Raw genomic sequence first — 21,459 nt, 5'->3', positions numbered from 1 at the left:
TTTTTCCGGTTGACCAGCTTGTATTTGACTACGTTGCCGGAGATGTTGACGGCGACCAGTCACAAAACGATTTGAAACCAAACGGCGTTGTACACCAGTTTATGTGCCGTAGCCGTTCCATAATCGCGCTCAATAAAAGTGGCCCATGCAATAGCAACAGCGAAAACCGTCATAAGGATGACGGCTGTAGCCATGGAGAAAAGGAGATTTCCTGCCTTCTTCATAAGTCTGGTTTTAGTGGGGGAACCACTCATTTCACATGCACATAGTCATTTATTAAAATGAATGGATGTTGTGAAAATAGTTGGAGTTATTCAAAATAGGAAATGTTGGATGTGATTTATAATGCTTTCAGATAGGGGATTAAGGTTTCAGTGATGAAATAGTCTGATTGATAAGTTTCATTTTCGGAGGGTAAATTCCATTTGTCATCCTTACCCTTATTTAGTAAATTTTCGGGTAGAACTTAAAAAAGGACCATTATGCCCATTATGCCATTAGACGGACAGCGATTTGACGAAGAACCCTATGCTTTGGATCGGACTCTTTGTGGTTTCAATGCATTGATTGACTATTTGAACCTGGACATGAAGAAAGCGAACGAATCGACATCGGCTGAAGTGGCGCGGATGATTCGTGAGTTGACCAATGAAGAATTGGATCCCGGCATCGGCATCGGAGAGCAAAGTAAGCAACTTCAACAACTGATTGACAGCTGCGTAAAAGGACCAGAAGAACAAAAAAGGGTTATCGAGCTGGCTGATGAGAAGTTTGAGAAATTGCGCGTGCACGGAGAGTGGAGTTGAAACTGAGAGTAGGCGAAGGCAGAGAAAAAGGTTAAAGTGAAAAGTTGAGCGAAGCGAAATCCCGACCTTGCGTCGGGGTCAAATTCCGAACGTCATTGCGAGGCCGACAAAGGAGGCCGCGGCAATCTGTTGATGTAAAGGTTGAGCGAAGCGAAATCCAGCCTCTAATGGGAGATTGCCACGGTCGCTCATGCTTCGCTTCCTCGCAATGACGGCGTTTCGTGGTTTTTCTTAACACTTAACACCTAACACTAATATTCAACCTGTAACCGGAACACGAAAACTACTCACCCCAACCCCTCTCTGACACAAAGAGGGGCTTTGGCCGGTGATGATAATAAACGTCGAACGTCTTTCTTAAAACTTAACACCTAAAACTTAAAACTAATCTAACAACAGTAACCATAGTAACTACAGGAACTACAGGAACCACAGTAACCACAGTAACCGCGTAGCGCAACCTGTAACATGAAACCTGAAATCCAATAACCATATTAACCGCAGCCCAACCTGTCACTTCGTTCCCGCTTCCGATTTGCAGTTTCGGGCGGATGGATTATTTTTGCATTCCGTTATTAAGATTGATTCTTAATTTTTCGAGACATGCAGCAAGTAGTGGAGAATTTCTGGACCCGGTTTGAGGAGCCTGTATTTTGCCTGGCTCCGATGGAGGATGTGACCGAAACGGTTTTTCGGGAAGTGGTGATGAGAATGACTGATCCGGGGAAGTTGCATGTGATTTTCACTGAATTTACTTCTGTTGAAGGCCTGAACCATCCGGTAGGACGGGAACGGGTAGGCGAGCGACTAATTGTGAATGAATCGGAACGGGAGTTACTGCGCAAGCTCAACATCAAGCTGGTGGCCCAGATTTGGGGGAAAACGCCGGAGATTTACTGCAACATGGCGCAGTTCATTACCGAAAACTACGATTTCGATGGTCTCGACATCAACATGGGCTGCCCGGTGAAGAATATTGTGAAACAGGGCGCCTGCAGTGCCTTAATCGACCAACCCGATTTGGCGAAGGAGATTGTGTTGGCGACCAAAGAAGGAACGCATCTGCCGGTGAGTGTCAAAACCCGGACCGGCATTCGTCAGCATGAAACGGAGCGTTGGATCGACCAATTGCTTGATACCCGGCCGGCGGCTCTTACCCTGCATGGCCGTACGCAAAAACAACAATCCGATGGCGAGGCCGACTGGAACGAAATAGCCAAAGCCGTTCAGGTACGGAACGAGCGGAACGTGAATATTCCCGTGTTGGGAAACGGAGATGTGAATTCATGGCAGGAAGGAATGGATCGTGTAGCGCAAACCGGTGTGGATGGTGTGATGATTGGACGTGGCATCTTTCATGATCCCTGGTTTTTTCAACCCGGAAGAACAGTACCGACACCTTCCGAACGGGTGGACATGCTCCTGTTTCATACCCGACTTTTTGAGCAAACCTGGGGCGGGAAGAAGAACTTCAATATCCTGAAGCGTTTCTATAAAATCTACTTAAATCATTTTCCCAATGCGTCACACATGCGGGCGGCACTGATGGAAACCAAAGACTATGACGAGGTATATCGTTATTTCGAAGAGCACCCGGTAGCTGAATTTCTCTGATCCTTTTGGTAGCATTGCTCTTTATGCTTTGTCTTGATTAGCAAAGGACAAGGTAAACCTTTCCTGTGTTTTTGTTGTTCATACATGTTGAAGTCTCCGGTGAGAAATAAAAGAGAGCAACCGAGGTATGATGATGAAGAGACTTATCCTGTCAGCCTGAACTCGGACGGCTCTAATTCCCGGAATGTAGCTTAACTAGTCTTTGCAAGAAAACGCCGGATACTGCGTTATTCTCGTTTTTGAATCGGTCATTTACCATTAGTAAACTCCCTGAATTCAAAAACTTCGAAAGCCTTGTCTTTGACATTTTCTTATCAAAGACCTGAAAAATGTAGTTTTCTTGCAGCTACTAACTAACATTGTTCAAAAACACCTTAAACTTGTTTATGATGGCAGCAAAATCAACTAAAAACATTTCCCGCCGCCGTTTTATCCGCACTTCAGCAACAGCCGCTTTCGGTATTTCCATGATTCCCTATATCAGTCGGGGCAGTCTGGCTGTCGAGAATCCGATGAAGCGGGTATTTGGCCGTACGGGCTTTGAAGTTACCACCCTCGGTCTGGGCGGTCAGGCATCCATTCAGTGGACGCCATCGGATGTCGATCCGGTCGCTATTATTCTGAAAGCACACAAACTGGGCGTGAATTATTACGATACATCGAATGTATATGGCCCAAGTCAGATGAATTATGGAAAAGCTTTCCGCAAGCTGGATATGGTTCCCGGTTTGCCCGGATACCGCGAAAGGGCCCGACGGAATATATTCCTGACCTCGAAAACACATCTTCGCTATGCCAAAGGTGGCGATAATGTGGAAGGGGTCCGGAGTGGTACCAACGGTCCCGATGGTTCCAAAACACTGGATGATGTTCGTCGTTCGCTTTCGCAGATGTTTGGCGATGGAAAAGGAAACTATCCGAAAGGTGCCTATCTCGATATGGTGTTGATTCACAGTTTGTCGACCTGGCAGGAGCTGGATGCGGTTTATGAAGGTCTGGATCATCCGGACCCGAATGCAGAACGGATTGGAGCATTAGCCGCCCTGCGTGATGTACGTGACGGAACTAATCTCACGGGGCTGAACCCGAAAGAAGAGCGGTTGATTCGTCACATCGGTTTCTCCGGCCACTATGATGCCGCTTTGATGATGGCCATGATTCAGCGCGATAAATACGAACTGCTCGACGGTATGCTGGTGGCTATCAATGCCAACGATAAGTTGAATTTCAACATGCAAAACAATGTGATTCCGGTGGCGGCCGCTAAAAATATGGGTGTGATTGCCATGAAGGTTTTTGCCGATGGTGCTATGTATACCAAGCCGGCCACCTGGTCGAACAAACCGGAACATGTGGTTCGAACGGTTGGAAGTGCGTCGCTGCCCAGCACTCCGCTGGTTCAGTATTCGCTCACAACACCCGGCATTCACACAGCCATTATCGGAATTGGTCACATCAGTGATGAGCACCGCGATTGTCAGTTGACGCAAAATCTGGCTTCTGCCCAGGTCGAGCCGGACAGCTTGTCGGCATCCGATCGGGAAAAGATTGAGAAGATGGCGAATGTGGTGAAAAATGGTGAAACTAACTATTTCCAGATGAATCATAAGCCACTTTCGGCTCCGCGTGAAGTGGCTCTTCAGCAACAGATTGAAGGAAGTACCAGAAAGGCGGTTTTAACCTGGCAAACAGCTTATGCCGGTGCGTCACCGCTCGATCGGTATGAAATATGGCGCGATGGTGAAAAAGTGGGACAAATGCCTTTCCGTCCGCAAACTACCATGGAACCTTTTGTTTATGAAGACGTAGTAGAAGATAATGCAGCGCATAGTTATATCATGAAGAGCGTTGATAAGCATGGAGAATCAGCTTCGTCCGAAGCGGTTACCATGCAAGCAGTCTGAAGGAGTTAAGTAGTCATTTTGTTAGATTGTGAAAAGCAATTATTTCGAATCCGGAATAATTGCTTTTTTGCTTCCGTGTAAATGAAATAATTTTTCATGGAGAACGGAAAACAATGATTTTCTGTTATTTTAGTCTGTAACTAACCAATTAACTAACAAACCAAACACATGAGAACACGTATTTTTTTCTTCCTGCTTTTTTGTCTGGTGATTACTTCTGCTTTTGCCGGAAACGGTCAATGGCAGAATCTTTTCAATGGTAACAATCTATCTGGTTGGAAACAGATAAACGGAACAGCTCCCTTTGAAATCGCCGACGGGGAAATTATCGGAACCACGATTACCGGTTCCCCTAACTCTTTTCTGGCTACGCAAAAAGATTACGGCGATTTCATCCTCGAATATGAAATGAAAATGGATGAAGGCCTGAATTCGGGGGTTCAGATTCGCAGTTTGAGTACACCCGATTATCAGAATGACCGGGTACATGGCTACCAGGTAGAGTGCGATGATTCGGAACGGGCGTGGTCGGCTGGTATCTATGACGAGGCTCGTCGCGGCTGGCTCTATCCGATGGAATATAATCCGAAAGGAAAAACAGCATTCAAAAAGGGTGGGTGGAACCATTACCGGGTCGAAGCCATTGGCAACACCATCCGGACCTGGTTGAACGGTGTGCCTTGTGCCAACCTGGTGGACGACATGACTCCCGAAGGTTTTATCGCCTTGCAGGTACATTCGATTGGGGATGACAAGACGCATGCCGGCAAGCAAATCCGGTGGCGGAATATCCGCATTATGACCGATAACCTGGAAGCGGAACGAAAACCGATGCCCGATGTACAACAGGTGAGCTATCTGAATAATCAGCTCACCGAGTGGGAAAAAGAGCATGGCTGGCAATTGTTGTGGGATGGTAAGTCCACGGATGGATGGCGAAGTGCACGTGGGAGAGATTTTCCCGACAAGGGCTGGACCATTGCCGACGGGGTATTGACGGTGAAAGCATCCGAAGGTAAAGAATCAGCTAATGGCGGCGATATTATTACGAGCCAACGTTATCGTAATTTTGTACTGGAAGTGGATTTCAAACTTACCGAAGGAGCCAATTCCGGCATCAAGTATTTTGTGCAGACCGGTTTGAATAAAGGGCCGGGCTCTTCTATCGGTTGTGAGTATCAACTGCTGGATGACCAGCGGCATCCCGATGCCAAACTGGGTGTGGATGGCAACCGGACACTGGCTTCGTTGTACGATTTGATTCCGGCCAATGCCCAGTGTTTTGACCCGGCTCAGATGGTGAAGCGTTTCAACGGAATTGGTTCCTGGAACCGGGCCCGGATTGAAGTCCGTGGTGATACCGTCATACATTTCCTGAATGGGGTAAAAGAAGTGGAATATGTCCGGAATAACCAGATGTGGAATGCGTTGGTCGCCTACAGCAAATATAAAAAATACAAGAACTTCGGGAACTTCACGGATGGACACATCCTGCTGCAGGATCATGGAAATGAGGTTCATTTCCGGAATATAAAGATCAAGCCGTTGTAATCAGTTTTTGGTTTCCGGAACAAGTCTTGGACCGGCGGGGTGAATCAACCCGGGATCGTCTGCCTGAGGATTTTTAATGGTAGGAGCGATTGGATAGGCATTCATGTGCTCGGCCGGAAAGGGTTGTAACATGGCCATTATTTCGGTTAACGGAGTGGATGGATTGAGCCATGCTTTTTCCTGTTCCTCGAGAAGGATGACGGGAGAGCGGTCGCAAGGTAATTTTCTGAGTAACTCATTGGCCGTTGTGGTGATGACAGCGAATGAACGAATCAGTTCACCCGTTATCTCATCCAGCCGGGTGTCATGTATTCCCGCGAAAGCGAAAGGACGAGCCTTCTTCCGGAGATAAACCAGAAATGGTTTGCTCAAACCATGTCCCTTAGTTCCCTGGATATAAGCATCGGCTGGAACGAGGCAGCGTTGTTGCTGAATGAGGTATCGGATGGAGGTAGTCGGAGTAGGCAATTCCAAATCTTTTGCGTCAATATGGCTGACGAATAGGTTTTTGTCTTCGGTGGGAAACGGCATAGAGCCCCAAATGTAGTGTAGTAGCGTTTCCGGTTGCTGAGAAGTGATGACCGGGGCGTACTTTCCGGGAGCGATATTGTAGGATGGTATCCATTGGATATTCCCGGGGACGAAAACCTGAAACCGTTTCCGGATAACGCTTGCTTTTTGCACGAAAACATATCGGTCGCACATGGTTTGGATTTGAGATGATAATATAAGTTACAAAAATTATAAACAGAAGACTATCAGGGAATATGATTCCGGGATTGATTGGAACTTGTTCTTTTTTATGATAATTTTATGAAACTCATCTCCGGCGATATCATTCCGGAAACAATACTAACAACCGAATTGTAACTAAACCTGATACAATGAAAAGAAATGTTTTTAAATGGATTGGAGTAGCTGCTTTGGTGGCGTTGTATGCCTGTGGTGGCTCCGGACAAAAAGAGAAGAAACAGGAAAGTGCCTTTACCGGTGCTGCCGGTGAAGTGAAGCTTTTAGTACTCGATCCCGGCCACTTCCATGCCGGCCTGGTACAAAAGACCATGTATAAGCAGATCTCGCCCGACGTTCATGTTTTTGCACCTGCAGGGAGCGATGTTCAGGCATATCTGGCTCAGGTGGAAGGCTACAATAACCGGAAGGAGAATCCGACTTCCTGGAATGAGATCGTTTTCACCGGATCGGACTTTCTGCAGAAAATGCTGGCAGAAAAACCGGGAAATGTGGTTGTTCTGGCCGGGAATAATCAGGCAAAAACAGAGTACATCAGCCAGTCGGTGGGTGCCGGTTTAAATGTACTGGCCGACAAACCGATGGTCATCTCGCCGCAGAAATTTTCGGAGTTAAAAGCTGCTTTCAAAAAAGCAGAAGAGAATGGAGTGTTGTTATACGATATCATGACCGAGCGTTACGAAGTTACTACCCGGTTGCAAAAAGAGCTGTCGCGCCTTCCCGATATTTTCGGAGAACTGCAAAAAGGTACACCCGATGAACCTGCTGTGGTGGAAGAGAGCGTTCATCATTTTTATAAGCTTGTTTCCGGGAAACCGGTACAACGGCCAGCCTGGTTTTTTGATGTGGAACAGCAGGGCGAAGGCTTGGTTGATGTGGGAACGCATTTAGTCGATTTGGTACAGTGGAATTGTTTCCCCAATCAGGCATTGCAACCCGAAGATGTGCAGATTCTGAAAGCCAGTCACTGGTCTACCCAGCTTACCGCAGATGAATTCGAAAAAGTTACTGGCATGCCGGATTTTCCTTCTTACCTCGAAAAGTACATGGTGGAGAACCAATTGGAGGTAATGGCCAACGGCGAAATGACCTATCAGCTGAAAGGCGTCAACGTGCGGGTGAAAGTGGAATGGAACTACGAGGCGCCCGAAGGAGGAGGTGACACGCATTATTCGTTTATGCGGGGTAAGCTTTGCGATTTGGTCATTCGGCAGGGTGAAGAAGAAAATTATCAGCCAACCTTGTATGTTGAGGCTCACGCAGATGTCGACTTAGGAACGTTTACCGGTAATCTGGAAAAAGCGGTTATTCAGGATATGCCGATAACCGGATTGTCGCTGGAGAAAACAGGGGACCGGGCCTGGAAAGTGGTTATTCCGGATCAATATCGTGTTGGGCATGAAGCTCATTTTGCCCAGGTAACCCAAAAATATCTGCAGTATCTGGTGAAGGGAAAGTTACCTTCATGGGAAGTTCCTAATATGATTACAAAGTATTACACAACAACGGAAGGACTGAAAAAGGCCAGAGAAGTTGAATAGTGATTTTTTGAAGAAAAGAACAGAGGGCATCCGAAACGGTGCCCTTTTTTAATTGTTATCGGATTTCACCAGGAAACGGACCAATTTGGCATAGAGTTCTGCCGGATTGATAGGTTTCGTCATAAAGTCATTCATCCCGACACTCTGTGCTTTTCGACGGGTTTCGTCCATCGTAGCGGCTGACAAAGCGATAATCGGAATCTTCTGAATTTTTTCGTCTGATAGTTTCCGGATGTGCAGTGTTGCTTCCAGACCATCCATTTCCGGCATTTGGATGTCCATCAAAATCAAATCGTATGTATTTCGACTGATCTTTTTCAGTGCCACCAGGCCGTTCTCTGCCCGATCGATGGTGAGGTTCCATTTTTTGAAAAGCTGAGTGGTGAGGTAATAATTAATGTCATTGTCTTCCACCATCAACACTCTTTTATCTGAAAAATCAACTGCTTCTGCTGTGTCCGCCTGGCGTTTCTTTCGTTTATCCTGCATGACGAGTTCCGGCGGCACTTTTTCGAATCGTAGTGTGAACTGGAAGTCCGAACCTTCGCCTTCTTTGCTTTTGACAGCTATATTGCCACCCATTAAATCGACTAAGCGCTTGCAAATGGTTAAGCCCAGTCCTGTACCTCCGTAATTTCTCTGCGTGCTGACATCGGCCTGGGTGTACAGTTTGAATATTTCCCTTATTTTATTTTCCGGAATACCGATACCGGTGTCCTTCACCGAAAAGTTCAGATGAACATAGTGTTCGCTCTGTTTTTCGGTTGTAATCGAAATTTGGACCGCCCCTTGTTCGGTGAATTTTACTGCATTGCTGGTCAGGTTATTCAGTACCTGCGTCAACCGGGTTTTATCACCTTTGATCCAGCGGGGAACATCCTCACCGATTTCGGATAGTAGTTCTACCTCTTTGGGTTTGGCCGATGGGCCGAAGGCACCCGTCAAATCTTCCACCAGACCCGGAAGGTCGATAATGGTTTTTTCCAGTTTAATTTTTCCTGCCTCTATTTTGTTGAAATCAAGAAGGTCGTTAATGAGGAAAAGGAGATTTTCGGCTGAGAATTTGAGTGTATGCAGGTTCTTTAGCTGTGATTTGTTGGGCTTTTGGTCGAGAAGTAAATCGGTTAACCCGATGACTGAAGTGAGCGGCGTACGTATTTCGTGTCCCATGATGGACATGAACTCTGCTTTTTCCCGCATGGCTTGTTCCGCCTGTTGCTTGGCAATCCGAAGATGCTCGTTCAGTGTCAACTGCTGTAAGATGATACTGGCCTGGTGTAACAACGGTTCTACAAGTTCTCTTTCGAGCGGTGCTGCTCCTTCCTGTTTCAGAAAGTGAATGCCGCCATAAATAGAGCCTTGCTGTACGATTCCTGCCGAGAATACATCGGTGATTGACAGCTTTTGTTCCAGCTTTCGGGCTAATTCTTCCGGCAAATTCTTTCGGGTAATAGATGACCAACCATCTTTGTGTTTTTGTACCCGGCTATGTGATAGGAAGTTCTGTATGTCGTGTGTCAAGTCAAATTCCTTATGAAAAAGATTTTCCCCCAGCTCTTCGTTCACTTTGTCAATTACCCCGTCAGGGATGCCGGTAATGGCATGTACGTTATAATTTTTGTCTTTCTGGTCAACTTTTAAATATACAGCGATATATCCCGGAAGGTGAGGTTTCAGCATACTCTCCAGGTAATTGAAAACTTCATCAGTGTTGTTCAACCGGATGAAATGCATCGCCGTACGTGCCAGTACAGTTATCTTTTCGCGGATAGCACCAACGCGGCGTTCACTCTTTTTCTGGTAAGAAATATCGAACAGGATACTCAGGAAATTTCCTTTTTCCCCGGAGGCTTCGGTTAGCAAATGAGAATGGGCCAGCACAGGAACGATTCCTCCGTTTTGGTGAACAAATTCCAACTCTGCCGGACGGATTTCCTGACCTTTGGCCATCGCTTTTAAGCGGCAGTGGAGTTTTTGCTTGCTTTTATCGGTTAGCAGATTGAATACATTCAGCTGCTGTATAGGATAATCCGGGGATAATCCAAGCTTTTTGTATCCCATCTTATTCAAATGAACCAGCTTTCCTTCAGTCGTATATTGCATGTAGATCTCCGGAAAATCTTCCAGCAAATCATGAATCGACAACTCTGAACCTGCATTGGCCGATTTTGAAGTAAATGGTTCCAGGCTCAGAAGATTGATGTCGTTATACCTGATGGCCTGGATAAGCAACATTTTGTTGTCGACGGAGCGGATGAGCTGCTTTGCTTTGCCATCATCTTCCAACTGATTGGAAAAATGCTCGTAATCAGCCGGAGTGGCAAAAAAAAGGTTGACTTTTTCGGGAATTTCTCCAAAGAGTTTTTGGACTTGCGGTGTATATTCAACAATCTCTCCCTGCCGGGTTTCAATCAGCAAGCCGATTTGCGTATGCGGGGTGCCGTTTACTCTATGTCCGGGGGAGACTTTTTCCTGTTGATTTTTCATCGCTACTTAGTTCGGTATAATAATTTACAAAATGTTTCCGACCTGTAAATGCGGCAGTTACAGAATTATCCGGACAAGTGTGTTGATAACCTTTATCCCCGGATAGTTGAAATTTGAAGAGGTGGTTGGTAATGGGTTGATATTCAGAAGAAAGAAGGAGAGGGGGATATCTGGAAACGCAATGAAAACAGAATTCGACCTGTTTAAAAAAAAGCAGATCAAGAGAGACTTATTATTCTCTTGATCTGCGTGGAAAAGCTTTTATTGTTCACTATCCGGATACATGACATTCTGGATCTGATGCCATGTAACCAGCTTGATATTGTTTTCTTCGAGAAGCGATTTCATTTTATCGCTCGTCATCAGATCGTAATCGTTTTGTCTCCACTTCGCACCAAAGTCATCATGATGGATCATGACTGCCCGGCTCTCATCGTTGTTGTATGCCAGATGGACGATGATTTGATTGAGGCCCGGCTGCATATTTTCAATAAATTCCCGGTAAGGTTGTATCCAGTTGCCTTCTGCGGGCGCTTGATTCAGCATGAACAAATGGTCGACCATGATATTTTCTTTGGCAATCTGTTCCAGAAATTGCGGAGCTGCTGCCTGTAGCATATCTTTGGGAATCAGCACAGGAATTCGGTATTCGTGTCCCAGCTTAATTAGTATCTGATAAAAAGCAGGGTTTACCATAACTGAACCCATATGATTATCGAGATGAGTAGGAGTGATACCAAATGCGATGGCCCGGTCAATTTGAGCACGCATTTCTTTCTCTACTTCTGCTGGTTTGGCATTTGCTCCAAAAGCTTCAACCGTTGGATAAAAATAGCCTTCGTTGTTTTGCAATGACCGTACCTGATCCGCAGAAGTGACAGGACCAAATTTGTAGTTTTCCCATTCAGACGTTAATGTGAGATGGATGCCAATATCTGCTTTGGGATTGTTTTTCGCGAAAGCGGCTATTTCCGGGAACCACGGACAGGGAACCATAATACTTCCCGAGGTGATTCCTTTCTTTTCAAACGCACTGATGACAGCCGCATCGGTACTGTGCGACAAGCCCAGGTCATCTGCATGGATGATTAGCAATTTGGCATTTTTGTCGTAGCCCAGTTTTTCGGCCAGATTTGGAGTTGATTGTGCGAAGCTCCCGGATACGCTCATGAAAAGCATAAGTATTCCGGTTCGTAGTGTAGTCAGTTTCATGATCTTGTTCGTTAGTTTTCGGTTCTGAAATTACAAAAAGGGAAAGGAATTTTGACAGGATTTATGGAGAAACCAGCATGTTTGTTTTCCATAGGTACAGTGATTTTACATCTGGTCACGGCTCTCGTACGGAAGATCGAAAAAGAATAAGGCGCCATCCTCTTTATTCCTTTCCAACCCAATCTCTCCGCCAAGCATTTCAACATATGCTTTCGATATGGCCAGTCCCAGCCCGGCTCCTTCGTGGTTTTTGGTACGGGTTTGTTCAGCCTGGATGAAGCGTTCAAAAATTTCGTCCTGCATTTCTTTTGGAATACCAATGCCGGTGTCCTTCACGTAGAAAAGTATCCGCTTGTCTTTAATGGTGTAACCAAAGTTAATTTCGCCCTCATGAGTAAATTTAAGGGCGTTTTTAATCAGGTTGGTTAAAATCTGGTATAACTTCAATTTATCGGTGTTAATTTGAACGGAAGAATCATTTTCCCGGTGGCTGGTATAATTGATTTTCAAACCCTTCTTTTCCGCTTCCAGCACAAAGAAATCGAGCAGCTCTTTCATCAACTCTTCTACGTCGACCTGCTGTTTGTATAGGGTCACCTCTCCGGCTTCGATTTTGGAGATATCGATCAGGTCACTGATGATGGTCATCAGGCGGGTTCCACTTTCGTGGATAATCCGAATGTATTCGAGGCGTTCGTTGTTGGTTTCCGATTCCTGCAACAGCTCCGAAAATCCGAGAATCCCGTTCATGGGAGTCCGAATTTCATGAGACATATTCGCCAGGAAGGCGCTTTTCAGTCGGTCGCTTTCTTCGGCTTTTTCCTTTGCCAGCTTGAGATCGCGGTTATATTGTTCAATTTGTTTGTGGCTGCGGGCCAGTTCCAGTTCGGCTTGTTTGCGCTGCGTTATGTCGATAATTGTTCCGATGTAACCCACCAGTTTTTGGTGCATGTTGTATTCCGGGATGGTCATTCCCATTACCCAAACGATCGTGCCATCAGGTCTGACGAAGCGGTATTCTGCCTGTGAGGGTTGTTGGTTTTCAACACTGATATTCCAGTTGTATTTAACCGTTTGAATATCCTCAGACATAACCGCCTTCAACCAGCCGTATCCTAATGCCGATTGCTTGTCGATACCGGAAAGTTGGCACCATTGTGGATTGACATAGATGGTTTTTCCCTCTGCATCGGTGCGAAAAATACCTACCGGCGAATGATTGACCAGTGTATGGAATAGTCGTTCGCTTTCCAGCAGTTTCACCTCCATTTCCAGATGTTCGGTAATATCGTTAGCGAGAATCAGTTCTGACGGACGATGCGAAAACTCGATTCTTCGTGTGAAGGTTTCCATAAAAGCCACTTGGCCGCTTTTCAGCAAGAAAGGACGGATGTGCACATGGTGAAATTTCGAATACTTTTTCGAGGTTTCTTCCATAATGCCTGCCGAATTGTCCTTCGGTTCCAGGTCCGCTATCGTAAGTTGAGAAAATTCCTTTTTGGAATAGCCGAATGTTTTGATGGCAGCATCGTTGGCAGCTGTAATTTTTTGAGTCTCGAGGTCGTACAGAAATACCGGTTGCGGGTTTTCTTCAAACAGTAGCTGGTAATTGTTCCCGATTTCTGCGAGTTGTTCCTGGGTCTCTTTAAGCTGGGTGACATTTGTGGCGGTTACCAAAATGGCTGATTTTTCATCCCAGGTAAAATCACTTAGCGACAATTCCAGCCAGACTTGCTTTCCCGATTTGCTGATGCTCTTGACAATCGTCCGCGTTTCGATGTCATTTTTGTCGAAGTTTTCTACAATATCCGACAAACACCGGTATTCAGCTTGCTCCTTTCGGGCTACCTTAATGCACTCGGTTTTCGACATCAATTGTTTCCGGGAGAACCCCAGGACTTCTTCCAGTGCATGGTTGGCATAAACCACTCGTTCACCGGCGATGATGATAATTCCGGATGTTGTGGTTTCCAATAACGCAACGAAACGCTTTTCCGATTCCTGCAGTTTCCGGGTACGCTGGTTGACCCTTATTTTCAGGAATATGGAAATGAGCAAAACAATGACGCCCAGGCCTGAAACCAATAACAGAATATTGAGATAGAAGTCGGCATTGTGTTGAACGATTTGGATATCGCTGTTACTTCGCACCCATATTTCATAGTTTTGGTCTTGAAGAGGACTGTCGTCCCGTTGGGCCACAATACCGGTAATCTCGATAACGTCGCCTTTTCTGAAGTGTTCGACCAGCGATTTGTTGAAGTCGCTGCTGAATACCTTTATCTGTTGTTTCCCGTTGTCGTATTCCAGTATCAAAAAATCTCCCCGGTTGCCTCGTCCTTCGTTGACGATACGAGCTTTCAGGTTGACCAGCCTCCCCTCCATTTGTTCGAGTGACTGAGTTACCAGTTTCATCGGCTGTACGATTCTTCGATGTAGCGAATCGAGCATGGTAACTTTGGCTGAATCTATCTCGGTTAGTCCCCAATAATGACCTATTTTTCCATACACAGCAATGCTGTCGCCTTCTTTTACCGGAAAATCAGGGAAGTTGCGGTTGTAGACAACTATTCCCCCGGTGGAGTCCTGGAGGGCAATGATCATCTGGCTTTTCATGAGTAGTCCGGAAGGAATAGTAACGCGCCCCCTTACTTCGACCCACTGTCCGAGACGATCAGGGATGAAGTTGCTGTCTCGGTCGGCCCTGGCTTCATTAATGGACATAGCTTTTTGTTCAGTTTGTGAAACTGCCGGCTCAGGGTAGACGGTGAATGTCAAAAGCAGATAAACTAATATCAGAAGCCTGTTTTTCAAGTAATAATGGAATTTCGGTAGAGGTTTGCTATTGTTTTCCCGCTTCGTTAACGGGTAATGGCTTTTAAATGTTTAGTTCCAGTGATTTTTGTACCAATGGTTGTGCTTCGCTTTTCTGGTTATGTTTTATAAGTTATGTATAATAACGGAATGTCAAAGTAGTTTATTATCCGTTGTAACGACAATTTGTCTTAAAAAATAAGGGTTACAGCGCGCAATGGCTACTGCAACCCTTTGTTCAATTTTGTTGAGGTTGTTATTTATTTTCCGGCACGTTCTTCCAACTGTTTTCTCTTCAGTGTGATGAGATGACCGATGGGTTTTTCGTTCCGGTAGGTGACTACCCGCAAAGTAATCGGGCCATCCGGTAGTTCAACGGGACCGGTATATTTCGGACAGAAATTGTCAGGCATGGTATCGTCGATGGTGTAGTAGATTACCAGGTCTGGTATTTCAGTGCTCATCACCAACATCAATTTGCCGTTTTCCTTTTTGGTAGTGATTTCGGCATCGTAAACGGCTTTGGAATAATTCACTTCTGCAACATCGGAACGCGAAAACTGGTTTTCCATGCGTCGGGCAAAATCGTTCCAGTTTTTGGCTGATTTGGGTGACCAGAATACCTCTGAAAGTGCCCAGGCACGTGGATAGGTCATGTAGTCCACATACCGGAAGGTTGGGGTTTGTTCGGTCCATAAGTTTCCCTGACCTCCGAGAATGTATTTGGGATCGACTCCATCAGGTACTGGCTCGAAGCTGTATGCTTTCGATACACGCAAATTGGCGTAAATAGGCGGGTCAACAGTCGGGTCTCCTTGGCAGTAATCAAGATAGGCGTAGGTGGTAGGAGTCATCACCACTTCGTGTCCCATTTTGGCTGCTTCGATGCCGCCTTTCATTCCGCGCCAGCTCATTACGGTAGCATTGGGGGTAATTCCGCCTTCGAGGATTTCGTCCCAACCTAACAGACGTTTTCCTTTCGATTCGAGGATTTTCTCGACACGGTTCATGAAATACCCCTGAAGTTTCTCCACATCGGTAATCTTCAGCTTTTTCATGAGTGCCTGACAGCCCGGATCTTTTTCCCAGAATCCTTTGTAACACTCGTCGCCACCGACATGAATGTATTGGTTGGGAAAGAGTGCGGCTACTTCGGTGAAAACCTTATCAAGGAATTTGTAAACATCTTCGTTTGCCGGATCCAGTGTATTGTCGACAAACATTTTGAACGTTCCGTCATCGTACCATTTGGCAAAACTTGAGCCCGGATTTACTTTAACGCTGGTGTCTTTTGTACAGGAAAGTTCCGGATAGGAAGCAATGGCCGCCATACTGTGGCCGGGGACATCAATCTCAGGAATAATGGTCACGTAGCGGTCTTTGGCATATTGGATGATGTCACGGATATCATCCTGGGTATAAAAACCGCCTTCGGTTGCTTTTTCTCCGGGTTTGGGAGCTTCACGATCGCCAAAGTGTCCGTAGCGTTTTACCCGCCAGGCGCCCACTTCGGTGAGTTTGGGCAGCGATTTGATCTCGATGCGCCATCCGTTGTCATCGGTGAGGTGCCAGTGAAACGTGTTGTATTTGAACCGGGCCATCTGGTCGATATATTCTTCCACTTCCTTCTTGGTAAAGAAATGACGGCTGACATCGAGCATTAAACCACGCCAGGCAAAACGCGGGTAGTCGGTAATCGAAACAGCCGGAACATTCCAGTCGGCATCGGTTTTTGCTTTGCTTTCAACTTCTTTCGGGAAGAGTTGCAGCAGGGTTTGCATTCCATAGAACAGTCCGGCCGGTTTATTGGCGGAAATGACTATATCTTTAGGGGTTACATTCAACGTGTAACCTTCATCACCCAATGTTTTATCTGCTTTTTTATTCAGATTGAATTGGATGGTCCCTTTGTTGCCTTTTTCTTCTTTCAGGTCGAAACCGGTTGGAGTGTTTAGTTTTGATACCAACATGTTGGCTACATGTTTTGCATCATCGGCATTGTAGGAAACGGAAGAACCGGGTGTTAGGGCATAAAATCCGTCCGCAGGAACCACGTCAACCGGTTCCGGAATCAGATTCAGGCTGTTAGTCTGTCCGTTGACTGTCGCAACAGTCCAGACAAGCACCAGGAAAAGCAAGTTTTTCATCGTTTTTATTTAATGGATTAATATTCAGTTAAAGATTAGGTTTGCGTTGCCGAAACGTGACAACGTTGCCGATAAATATAGAAAATGTTCATAACGATCATAAAGGTTTTAGAAAGGTTCTTGTTATTCCGACAATTTTCAAAAAAAGCAATTGACGCAAATGGTTCTAATGGTTTGGCCTTAAATCTTTCCTAAATTTTTAACAGGGTAACTCATCTTTTCGTCCAGTTTTGTATTTTAGGCGCCGTTTGGATGGTTTTCCATTTGGTAAGCTGTTTTTTTCGGTCAACCGGAAATATTCACTAATAAAAAATTTCGTTTTCCATGACAGATATTATTAAATCCATTATCCTCGGAATCATTGAAGGGATTACCGAATTTCTGCCAATCTCGTCTACCGGGCATCTCATTATTGCGAATCAGTTCGTAACATTCGAGGAGAGTTTCACCAACATGTTCGATGTGGTGATTCAGTTGGGAGCCATCCTCTCAGTTATCTACTATTTCAGGAAGGAGATTATTCCCAAAAGCCTAAATATAGCTGAAAACAAACGCATTTTTGATATTTGGTTCCGGGCTGTTGCCGGCGTGGTGCCAGCGCTGATTTTGGGTGCCGCATTTGGTTCCTACCTCGAAGAAAAGTTGTTCAATCCGGTCGTGGTTTCAACGATGTTGATCATCGGGGGTCTGGTCCTGATTTTCATTGACCGGAAAGACCGGCCTTCGCGTTTTCATGACGTTGCCAGCATGGATTACAAAACGGTTTTACTCATTGGTTTGATTCAGTGTATGGCCATGATTCCCGGAACATCCCGTTCGGCGGCCACCATCATTGGTGCCATGTTGCTGGGAGCCGACCGGAAAACGGCAGCCGAATTCTCCTTTTTCCTGGCCATCCCGACCATGATTGCTGCTTCCGGTTACTCGTTGCTGAAGCATCACGCTTCGTTGAATAGCCATGATTTGCTTGTACTGGGAGTTGGTTTTGTTGTTTCTTTTATTGTGGCATTGCTGGTCATCGCTTTTCTGATGAACTTTATCCGGAAACACACTTTCCAGAGTTTCGGTTACTACCGGATTGTGCTCGGAGTTGTCATCCTGGCCTGGATATTTCTCTGGTAAAAGAGTCTTCATTTTCAACTAAGATATTTGCCCCGTTTCCTTTTCATTTTTGATGGAGGATTCGGGGTATTTTATTTCTTTTTCGTTGCTTCAATTTTTATTGGAATTTGGTTCCAATTGGCCCGAAAATCCTCTGATTTTTGAAAAAATTTCAATTCCGGTAACCCGCTAACAACGATACCGCTACAGCAATTTCCCACCTTGTCAAACGGCGCCTCTTATGGCTAACTGCCGAATTATTAGTAAATTTGCATTGATTTTATTCGATCGTCCGGTTAAAAATCGACCAAATTGCCGGATTCAAAATTGCCTTTCATCAGTGCATGAGTATTGCATTCAGAAATAAGAAAATCTAAAATTTATGATCAAAAGGAAAAAGCCTCTGATTCTGTTTAAGTACGGCGGAAATGCTATGACCGATGATGAACTGAAGAAGCAGGTGCTGGAGCACATGTGTTCGTTGACGAAAAAGGGATATCATGTGGTCATCGTTCACGGCGGAGGACCTTTTATTAAAGACATTCTGGGTAAAGTGGGCGTTGAGTCGGAGTTCATCGACGGTCACCGAAAAACCACTCCCGAAGCCCTGAGATATGTTGAAATGGCTTTGAAGGGCGAAGTGAACGGCAGCCTGGTCAGTTTAGTTAATCGTTTGGGATACAAAGCGGTTGGCCTCTCCGGCAAGGACGGAAAGATGGCCATTGCGGCCAAACGGCTTCATCGGAAGATGGTTGACGGGAAATGGAAGAGTTTCGATTTGGGGCAAGTGGGAGATGTCAAACATATTAATCCGCAGTTGCCTGAACAGTTACTGAATGAAGGATATATTCCGGTTGTTACCTGTATTGCGTCGGATGAAGAGGGAAATGACTACAACATCAACGCCGATATGTTTGCCGGTCACCTGGCCGGGGCATTACATGCTGAGCAGTATATTGTGTTGACTGACGTGGACGGTTTACGGATGGACAAAGACAAACCCGAAACGCTCATCGATAAGCTACATGTGGCGGAAATTCCGTCATTGGTTGAGGCAGGCGTTATTCAGGGAGGAATGCTACCGAAAATGGATGCCTGCCGCATTGCGTTGGCTGACGGCGCTGGTTCAGCCCGCATTATTAACGGAACCCAACCCGAGCAGATATCAGACCTAATCGGGAAAAACCCGGTTGGCACAACTATAATCAAATAATCATGACTTTAAAAAACAATCAGGCGTATCACGACGTCGATCAGAAGTATTATCTACAAACTTTCAGACGATATCCGATTGTTCTTGAGAAAGGAGACGGGGCAACCGTTTGGGACGTGGAAGGTAACCGCTATGTGGATGCTTTGGCTGGTATTGCGGTGAACAACGTGGGACACAATCATCCCAACGTGGTGAATGCCATTCGCGAACAGGCCGGGAAACTCATTCACATCTCTAATTTCTACCTGAGCCGGCCGCAAGCGGAACTTTCGCAGAAGCTGGTCGAAATGTCCGGTCTCGATCGCGTGTTTTTCAGTAACAGCGGTGCCGAGTCGGTAGAAGGAGCGATTAAAATTGCCCGAAAATATGCTCATAGCAAGGGACATGGCGGAACAGTCATTTCCATGAGCGGTTCTTTCCATGGCCGGACACTGGCTACCATCGCCACGGGTAAAAAGGCAACGCAGGAAGGATTCGAGCCCATTCCGCAAGGCTTTACTCAGGCCACTTTCAATGATATTGAGTCGGTTAAAAAGCTGGTGAATAATGAAACTGCTGCGATTATCGTCGAACCCATCCAGGGAGAAGGCGGAATCAACGTAGCCGAAAAACAGTTTATAACGGATTTGCGCGCCTTGTGTGACGAAAAAGATCTGGTACTCATCTTCGATGAAATCCAGTGTGGAATGGGACGGACAGGCCGTTGGTTCACGAAAGACTATTTTGGCGTACAGCCCGATATTATGACACTGGCCAAAGGACTTGGCGGCGGTGTTCCGGTAGGAGCCATCCTCTCGAATGAAAAAGTGAGCCAGGCGCTGAACTATGGTGACCACGGAACCACGTTCGGTGGAAACCCGTTGGCTTGTGCCGCTGCCCTGGCGACCATTCAGACCATCGAAGAAGAGAACCTGTTGAAAGCAGCCGTGGAAAAAGGAAAATGGCTGAACGATAAACTGTCGGAATTGAATGAACCTTCTATTAAACAAATCAAAGGCAAAGGATTGATGGTTGGTGTTGAATTTGATTTCGAAACGAAGCCACTGGTGGCTGAAATGCTGAAGAATGGTGTGCTGGCGAACGCCACCGCCGGAAATATTCTGCGTTTGGTACCGCCGTTGAACATTACTTATCCCGAGCTCGAAGAGGTGCTCAGGGGGTTGAAGATTTCGTTACAAAACTTGAGAGAGCATGGGTAAGAAAAAAATAGGCATCATAGGAGCCACCGGATATACAGGCTCCGAACTCGTCCGCATTCTCGTTAACCATCCGGAGGTTGAGATTGCATTAATTACTTCCGAAAGCCGCGCCGGCGAAAAATTCTCTGATATTCACACCTCCTTTCGGGGAATTGTTGACATTGTACTGCAGCCGGCTTCACAGGTAGAAAAAACTGACCTTGACCTGGTTTTTCTGGCATTACCGCATGGTGTTTCCATGGATTTTGTCAAAAAATATCATCAGAAGCCTTTCAAAATCGTAGACCTGTCAGGTGACTTCCGGCTCGATTCCCCGGAGGTGTACCATGAATGGTACCAGAAGGAGCATGTTTATCATGAGGGCTTCGACAGTGCCGTATTCGGTTTGCCGGAATTGAACCGCGAAAATATTAAACAATCCGAATTGGTGGCCAACCCGGGATGTTTCCCGACGACGGCCATTTTGGGATTGGCACCGTTGCTAAGCGAAGGTTTGGTTGAAAGTCGCGGAATTATTGTCGATTCCAAGACCGGAGTCACCGGAGCGGGAGTGAAGCCCAAAGAGGTAACGCACTTCCCGAATGTAAACGATAATTTCAAGGCTTATGGCCTGAAGAAACATCGCCACACCATTGAGATTCAGGATACACTGAATAAACTTTCTTCGGAAGAGGTAAGTCTGCAGTTCACGCCGCACCTGCTACCGGTCGATCGGGGAATTTTGTCGACCATTTACGCACGTCCGGTTAAGGAGCTGACGACGGCCGATCTGAATGCATTGTATCTGCGATATTACGAAGGTCATCCTTTTGTGCGGATTACACCGGAAGCACCGTCCATTAAAGATGTACGGGCATCGAATTATTGCAATATTTTCATAACTTTCGATGAGCGAACCGGCAACATCATTGTTTTAAGTGCGATTGATAATCTGGTGAAAGGAGCTGCTGGCCAGGCAATCCAAAACATGAACCTCATGTTGGGACTGGACGAAACTACTGGACTGAAGCAAGTTCCTGTAAATCCGTAATGAATCTTTTAAATCAATTAATCTAAAATCTTTTCAGGCACCTGCTGAAAACTAGTGCCAAAAGAAAAAACATAAGATGGAGTCAAAACA

General features: G+C 45.9%; 15 protein-coding genes. 9 read left to right on the top strand and 6 right to left on the bottom strand.

Going from position 1 to position 21,459, the window contains the following annotated elements; translation table 11 throughout:
* Nucleotides 1-59: 59 nt before the first annotated feature.
* Nucleotides 60-224 carry a hypothetical protein gene (locus tag CLV93_RS20255; RefSeq protein ID WP_153637036.1) on the bottom strand — a complete coding sequence of 55 codons (165 nt, stop codon included), beginning with the start codon at nt 222-224 and terminating at the stop codon, nt 60-62.
* Between the two features lie 258 nt (nt 225-482).
* On the opposite strand from CLV93_RS20255, the gene CLV93_RS10545 reads away from it, so the two are divergent.
* From CLV93_RS10545 to CLV93_RS10530, 4 genes are all read left to right on the top strand, one after another.
* Nucleotides 483-806, top strand: coding sequence for a hypothetical protein (locus tag CLV93_RS10545; protein WP_106542157.1), 324 nt, complete (start codon nt 483-485; stop codon nt 804-806).
* 603 nt (nt 807-1,409) lie between these two features.
* Nucleotides 1,410-2,420 carry a tRNA dihydrouridine synthase gene (locus CLV93_RS10540; RefSeq protein ID WP_106542156.1) on the top strand — a complete coding sequence of 337 codons (1,011 nt, stop codon included), beginning with the start codon at nt 1,410-1,412 and terminating at the stop codon, nt 2,418-2,420.
* Nucleotides 2,421-2,806: 386 nt separating this feature from the next.
* On the top strand, nt 2,807-4,324 hold the full coding sequence (locus CLV93_RS10535) for an aldo/keto reductase (protein ID WP_106542155.1): 1,518 nt from the start codon (nt 2,807-2,809) through the stop codon (nt 4,322-4,324).
* Between the two features lie 168 nt (nt 4,325-4,492).
* Nucleotides 4,493-5,875 (top strand): 3-keto-disaccharide hydrolase, encoded by a 1,383-nt coding sequence (locus CLV93_RS10530; protein WP_106542154.1) that lies wholly within the window; start codon nt 4,493-4,495, stop codon nt 5,873-5,875.
* Here the strand turns inward: CLV93_RS10530 and CLV93_RS10525 are convergent, their stop codons facing one another.
* Nucleotides 5,876-6,580, bottom strand: coding sequence for an SOS response-associated peptidase (locus CLV93_RS10525; protein ID WP_106542153.1), 705 nt, complete (start codon nt 6,578-6,580; stop codon nt 5,876-5,878).
* A gap of 179 nt (nt 6,581-6,759) precedes the next feature.
* Between CLV93_RS10525 and CLV93_RS10520 the strand changes: the two genes are divergently transcribed.
* Nucleotides 6,760-8,166, top strand: coding sequence for a putative oxidoreductase C-terminal domain-containing protein (locus tag CLV93_RS10520; RefSeq protein WP_106542152.1), 1,407 nt, complete (start codon nt 6,760-6,762; stop codon nt 8,164-8,166).
* A 48-nt stretch (nt 8,167-8,214) separates the two neighbouring features.
* On the opposite strand, the gene CLV93_RS10515 is transcribed toward CLV93_RS10520, so the two are convergent.
* The 4 genes from CLV93_RS10515 to CLV93_RS10500 form a co-directional block, all read right to left on the bottom strand.
* Nucleotides 8,215-10,653 (bottom strand): ATP-binding protein, encoded by a 2,439-nt coding sequence (locus CLV93_RS10515; RefSeq protein ID WP_106542151.1) that lies wholly within the window; start codon nt 10,651-10,653, stop codon nt 8,215-8,217.
* 261 nt (nt 10,654-10,914) lie between these two features.
* A complete protein-coding gene (locus CLV93_RS10510) occupies nt 10,915-11,865 on the bottom strand; it encodes a polysaccharide deacetylase family protein (RefSeq protein ID WP_106542150.1) in 951 nt (316 codons plus the stop codon).
* A gap of 105 nt (nt 11,866-11,970) precedes the next feature.
* Nucleotides 11,971-14,589, bottom strand: coding sequence for a PAS domain S-box protein (locus CLV93_RS10505; RefSeq protein ID WP_146142004.1), 2,619 nt, complete (start codon nt 14,587-14,589; stop codon nt 11,971-11,973).
* Between the two features lie 350 nt (nt 14,590-14,939).
* A complete protein-coding gene (locus CLV93_RS10500; protein ID WP_106542148.1) occupies nt 14,940-16,826 on the bottom strand; it encodes a beta-N-acetylhexosaminidase in 1,887 nt (628 codons plus the stop codon).
* A 324-nt stretch (nt 16,827-17,150) separates the two neighbouring features.
* Between CLV93_RS10500 and CLV93_RS10495 the strand changes: the two genes are divergently transcribed.
* From CLV93_RS10495 to argC, 4 genes are all read left to right on the top strand, one after another.
* Nucleotides 17,151-17,948: an undecaprenyl-diphosphate phosphatase gene (locus tag CLV93_RS10495; protein ID WP_106542147.1), complete on the top strand. Its 798-nt coding sequence runs from the start codon at nt 17,151-17,153 to the stop codon at nt 17,946-17,948.
* A 361-nt stretch (nt 17,949-18,309) separates the two neighbouring features.
* A complete protein-coding gene (gene argB / locus CLV93_RS10490) occupies nt 18,310-19,140 on the top strand; it encodes an acetylglutamate kinase (protein ID WP_106542146.1) in 831 nt (276 codons plus the stop codon).
* A 2-nt stretch (nt 19,141-19,142) separates the two neighbouring features.
* Nucleotides 19,143-20,339 carry an aspartate aminotransferase family protein gene (locus CLV93_RS10485; protein ID WP_106542145.1) on the top strand — a complete coding sequence of 399 codons (1,197 nt, stop codon included), beginning with the start codon at nt 19,143-19,145 and terminating at the stop codon, nt 20,337-20,339.
* A complete protein-coding gene (gene argC / locus CLV93_RS10480; RefSeq protein ID WP_106542144.1) occupies nt 20,332-21,369 on the top strand; it encodes an N-acetyl-gamma-glutamyl-phosphate reductase in 1,038 nt (345 codons plus the stop codon). Before CLV93_RS10485 ends, argC begins: the two co-directional genes overlap by 8 nt.
* The last annotated feature ends 90 nt before the right edge of the window (nt 21,370-21,459 follow it).

This window comes from Prolixibacter denitrificans (genome assembly GCF_003014495.1).
Lineage (GTDB): Bacteria > Bacteroidota > Bacteroidia > Bacteroidales > Prolixibacteraceae > Prolixibacter > Prolixibacter denitrificans.
The sequence above is the reverse complement of the archived record's forward strand: the minus strand, read 5'-3'. Positions and strand labels throughout refer to the sequence as shown.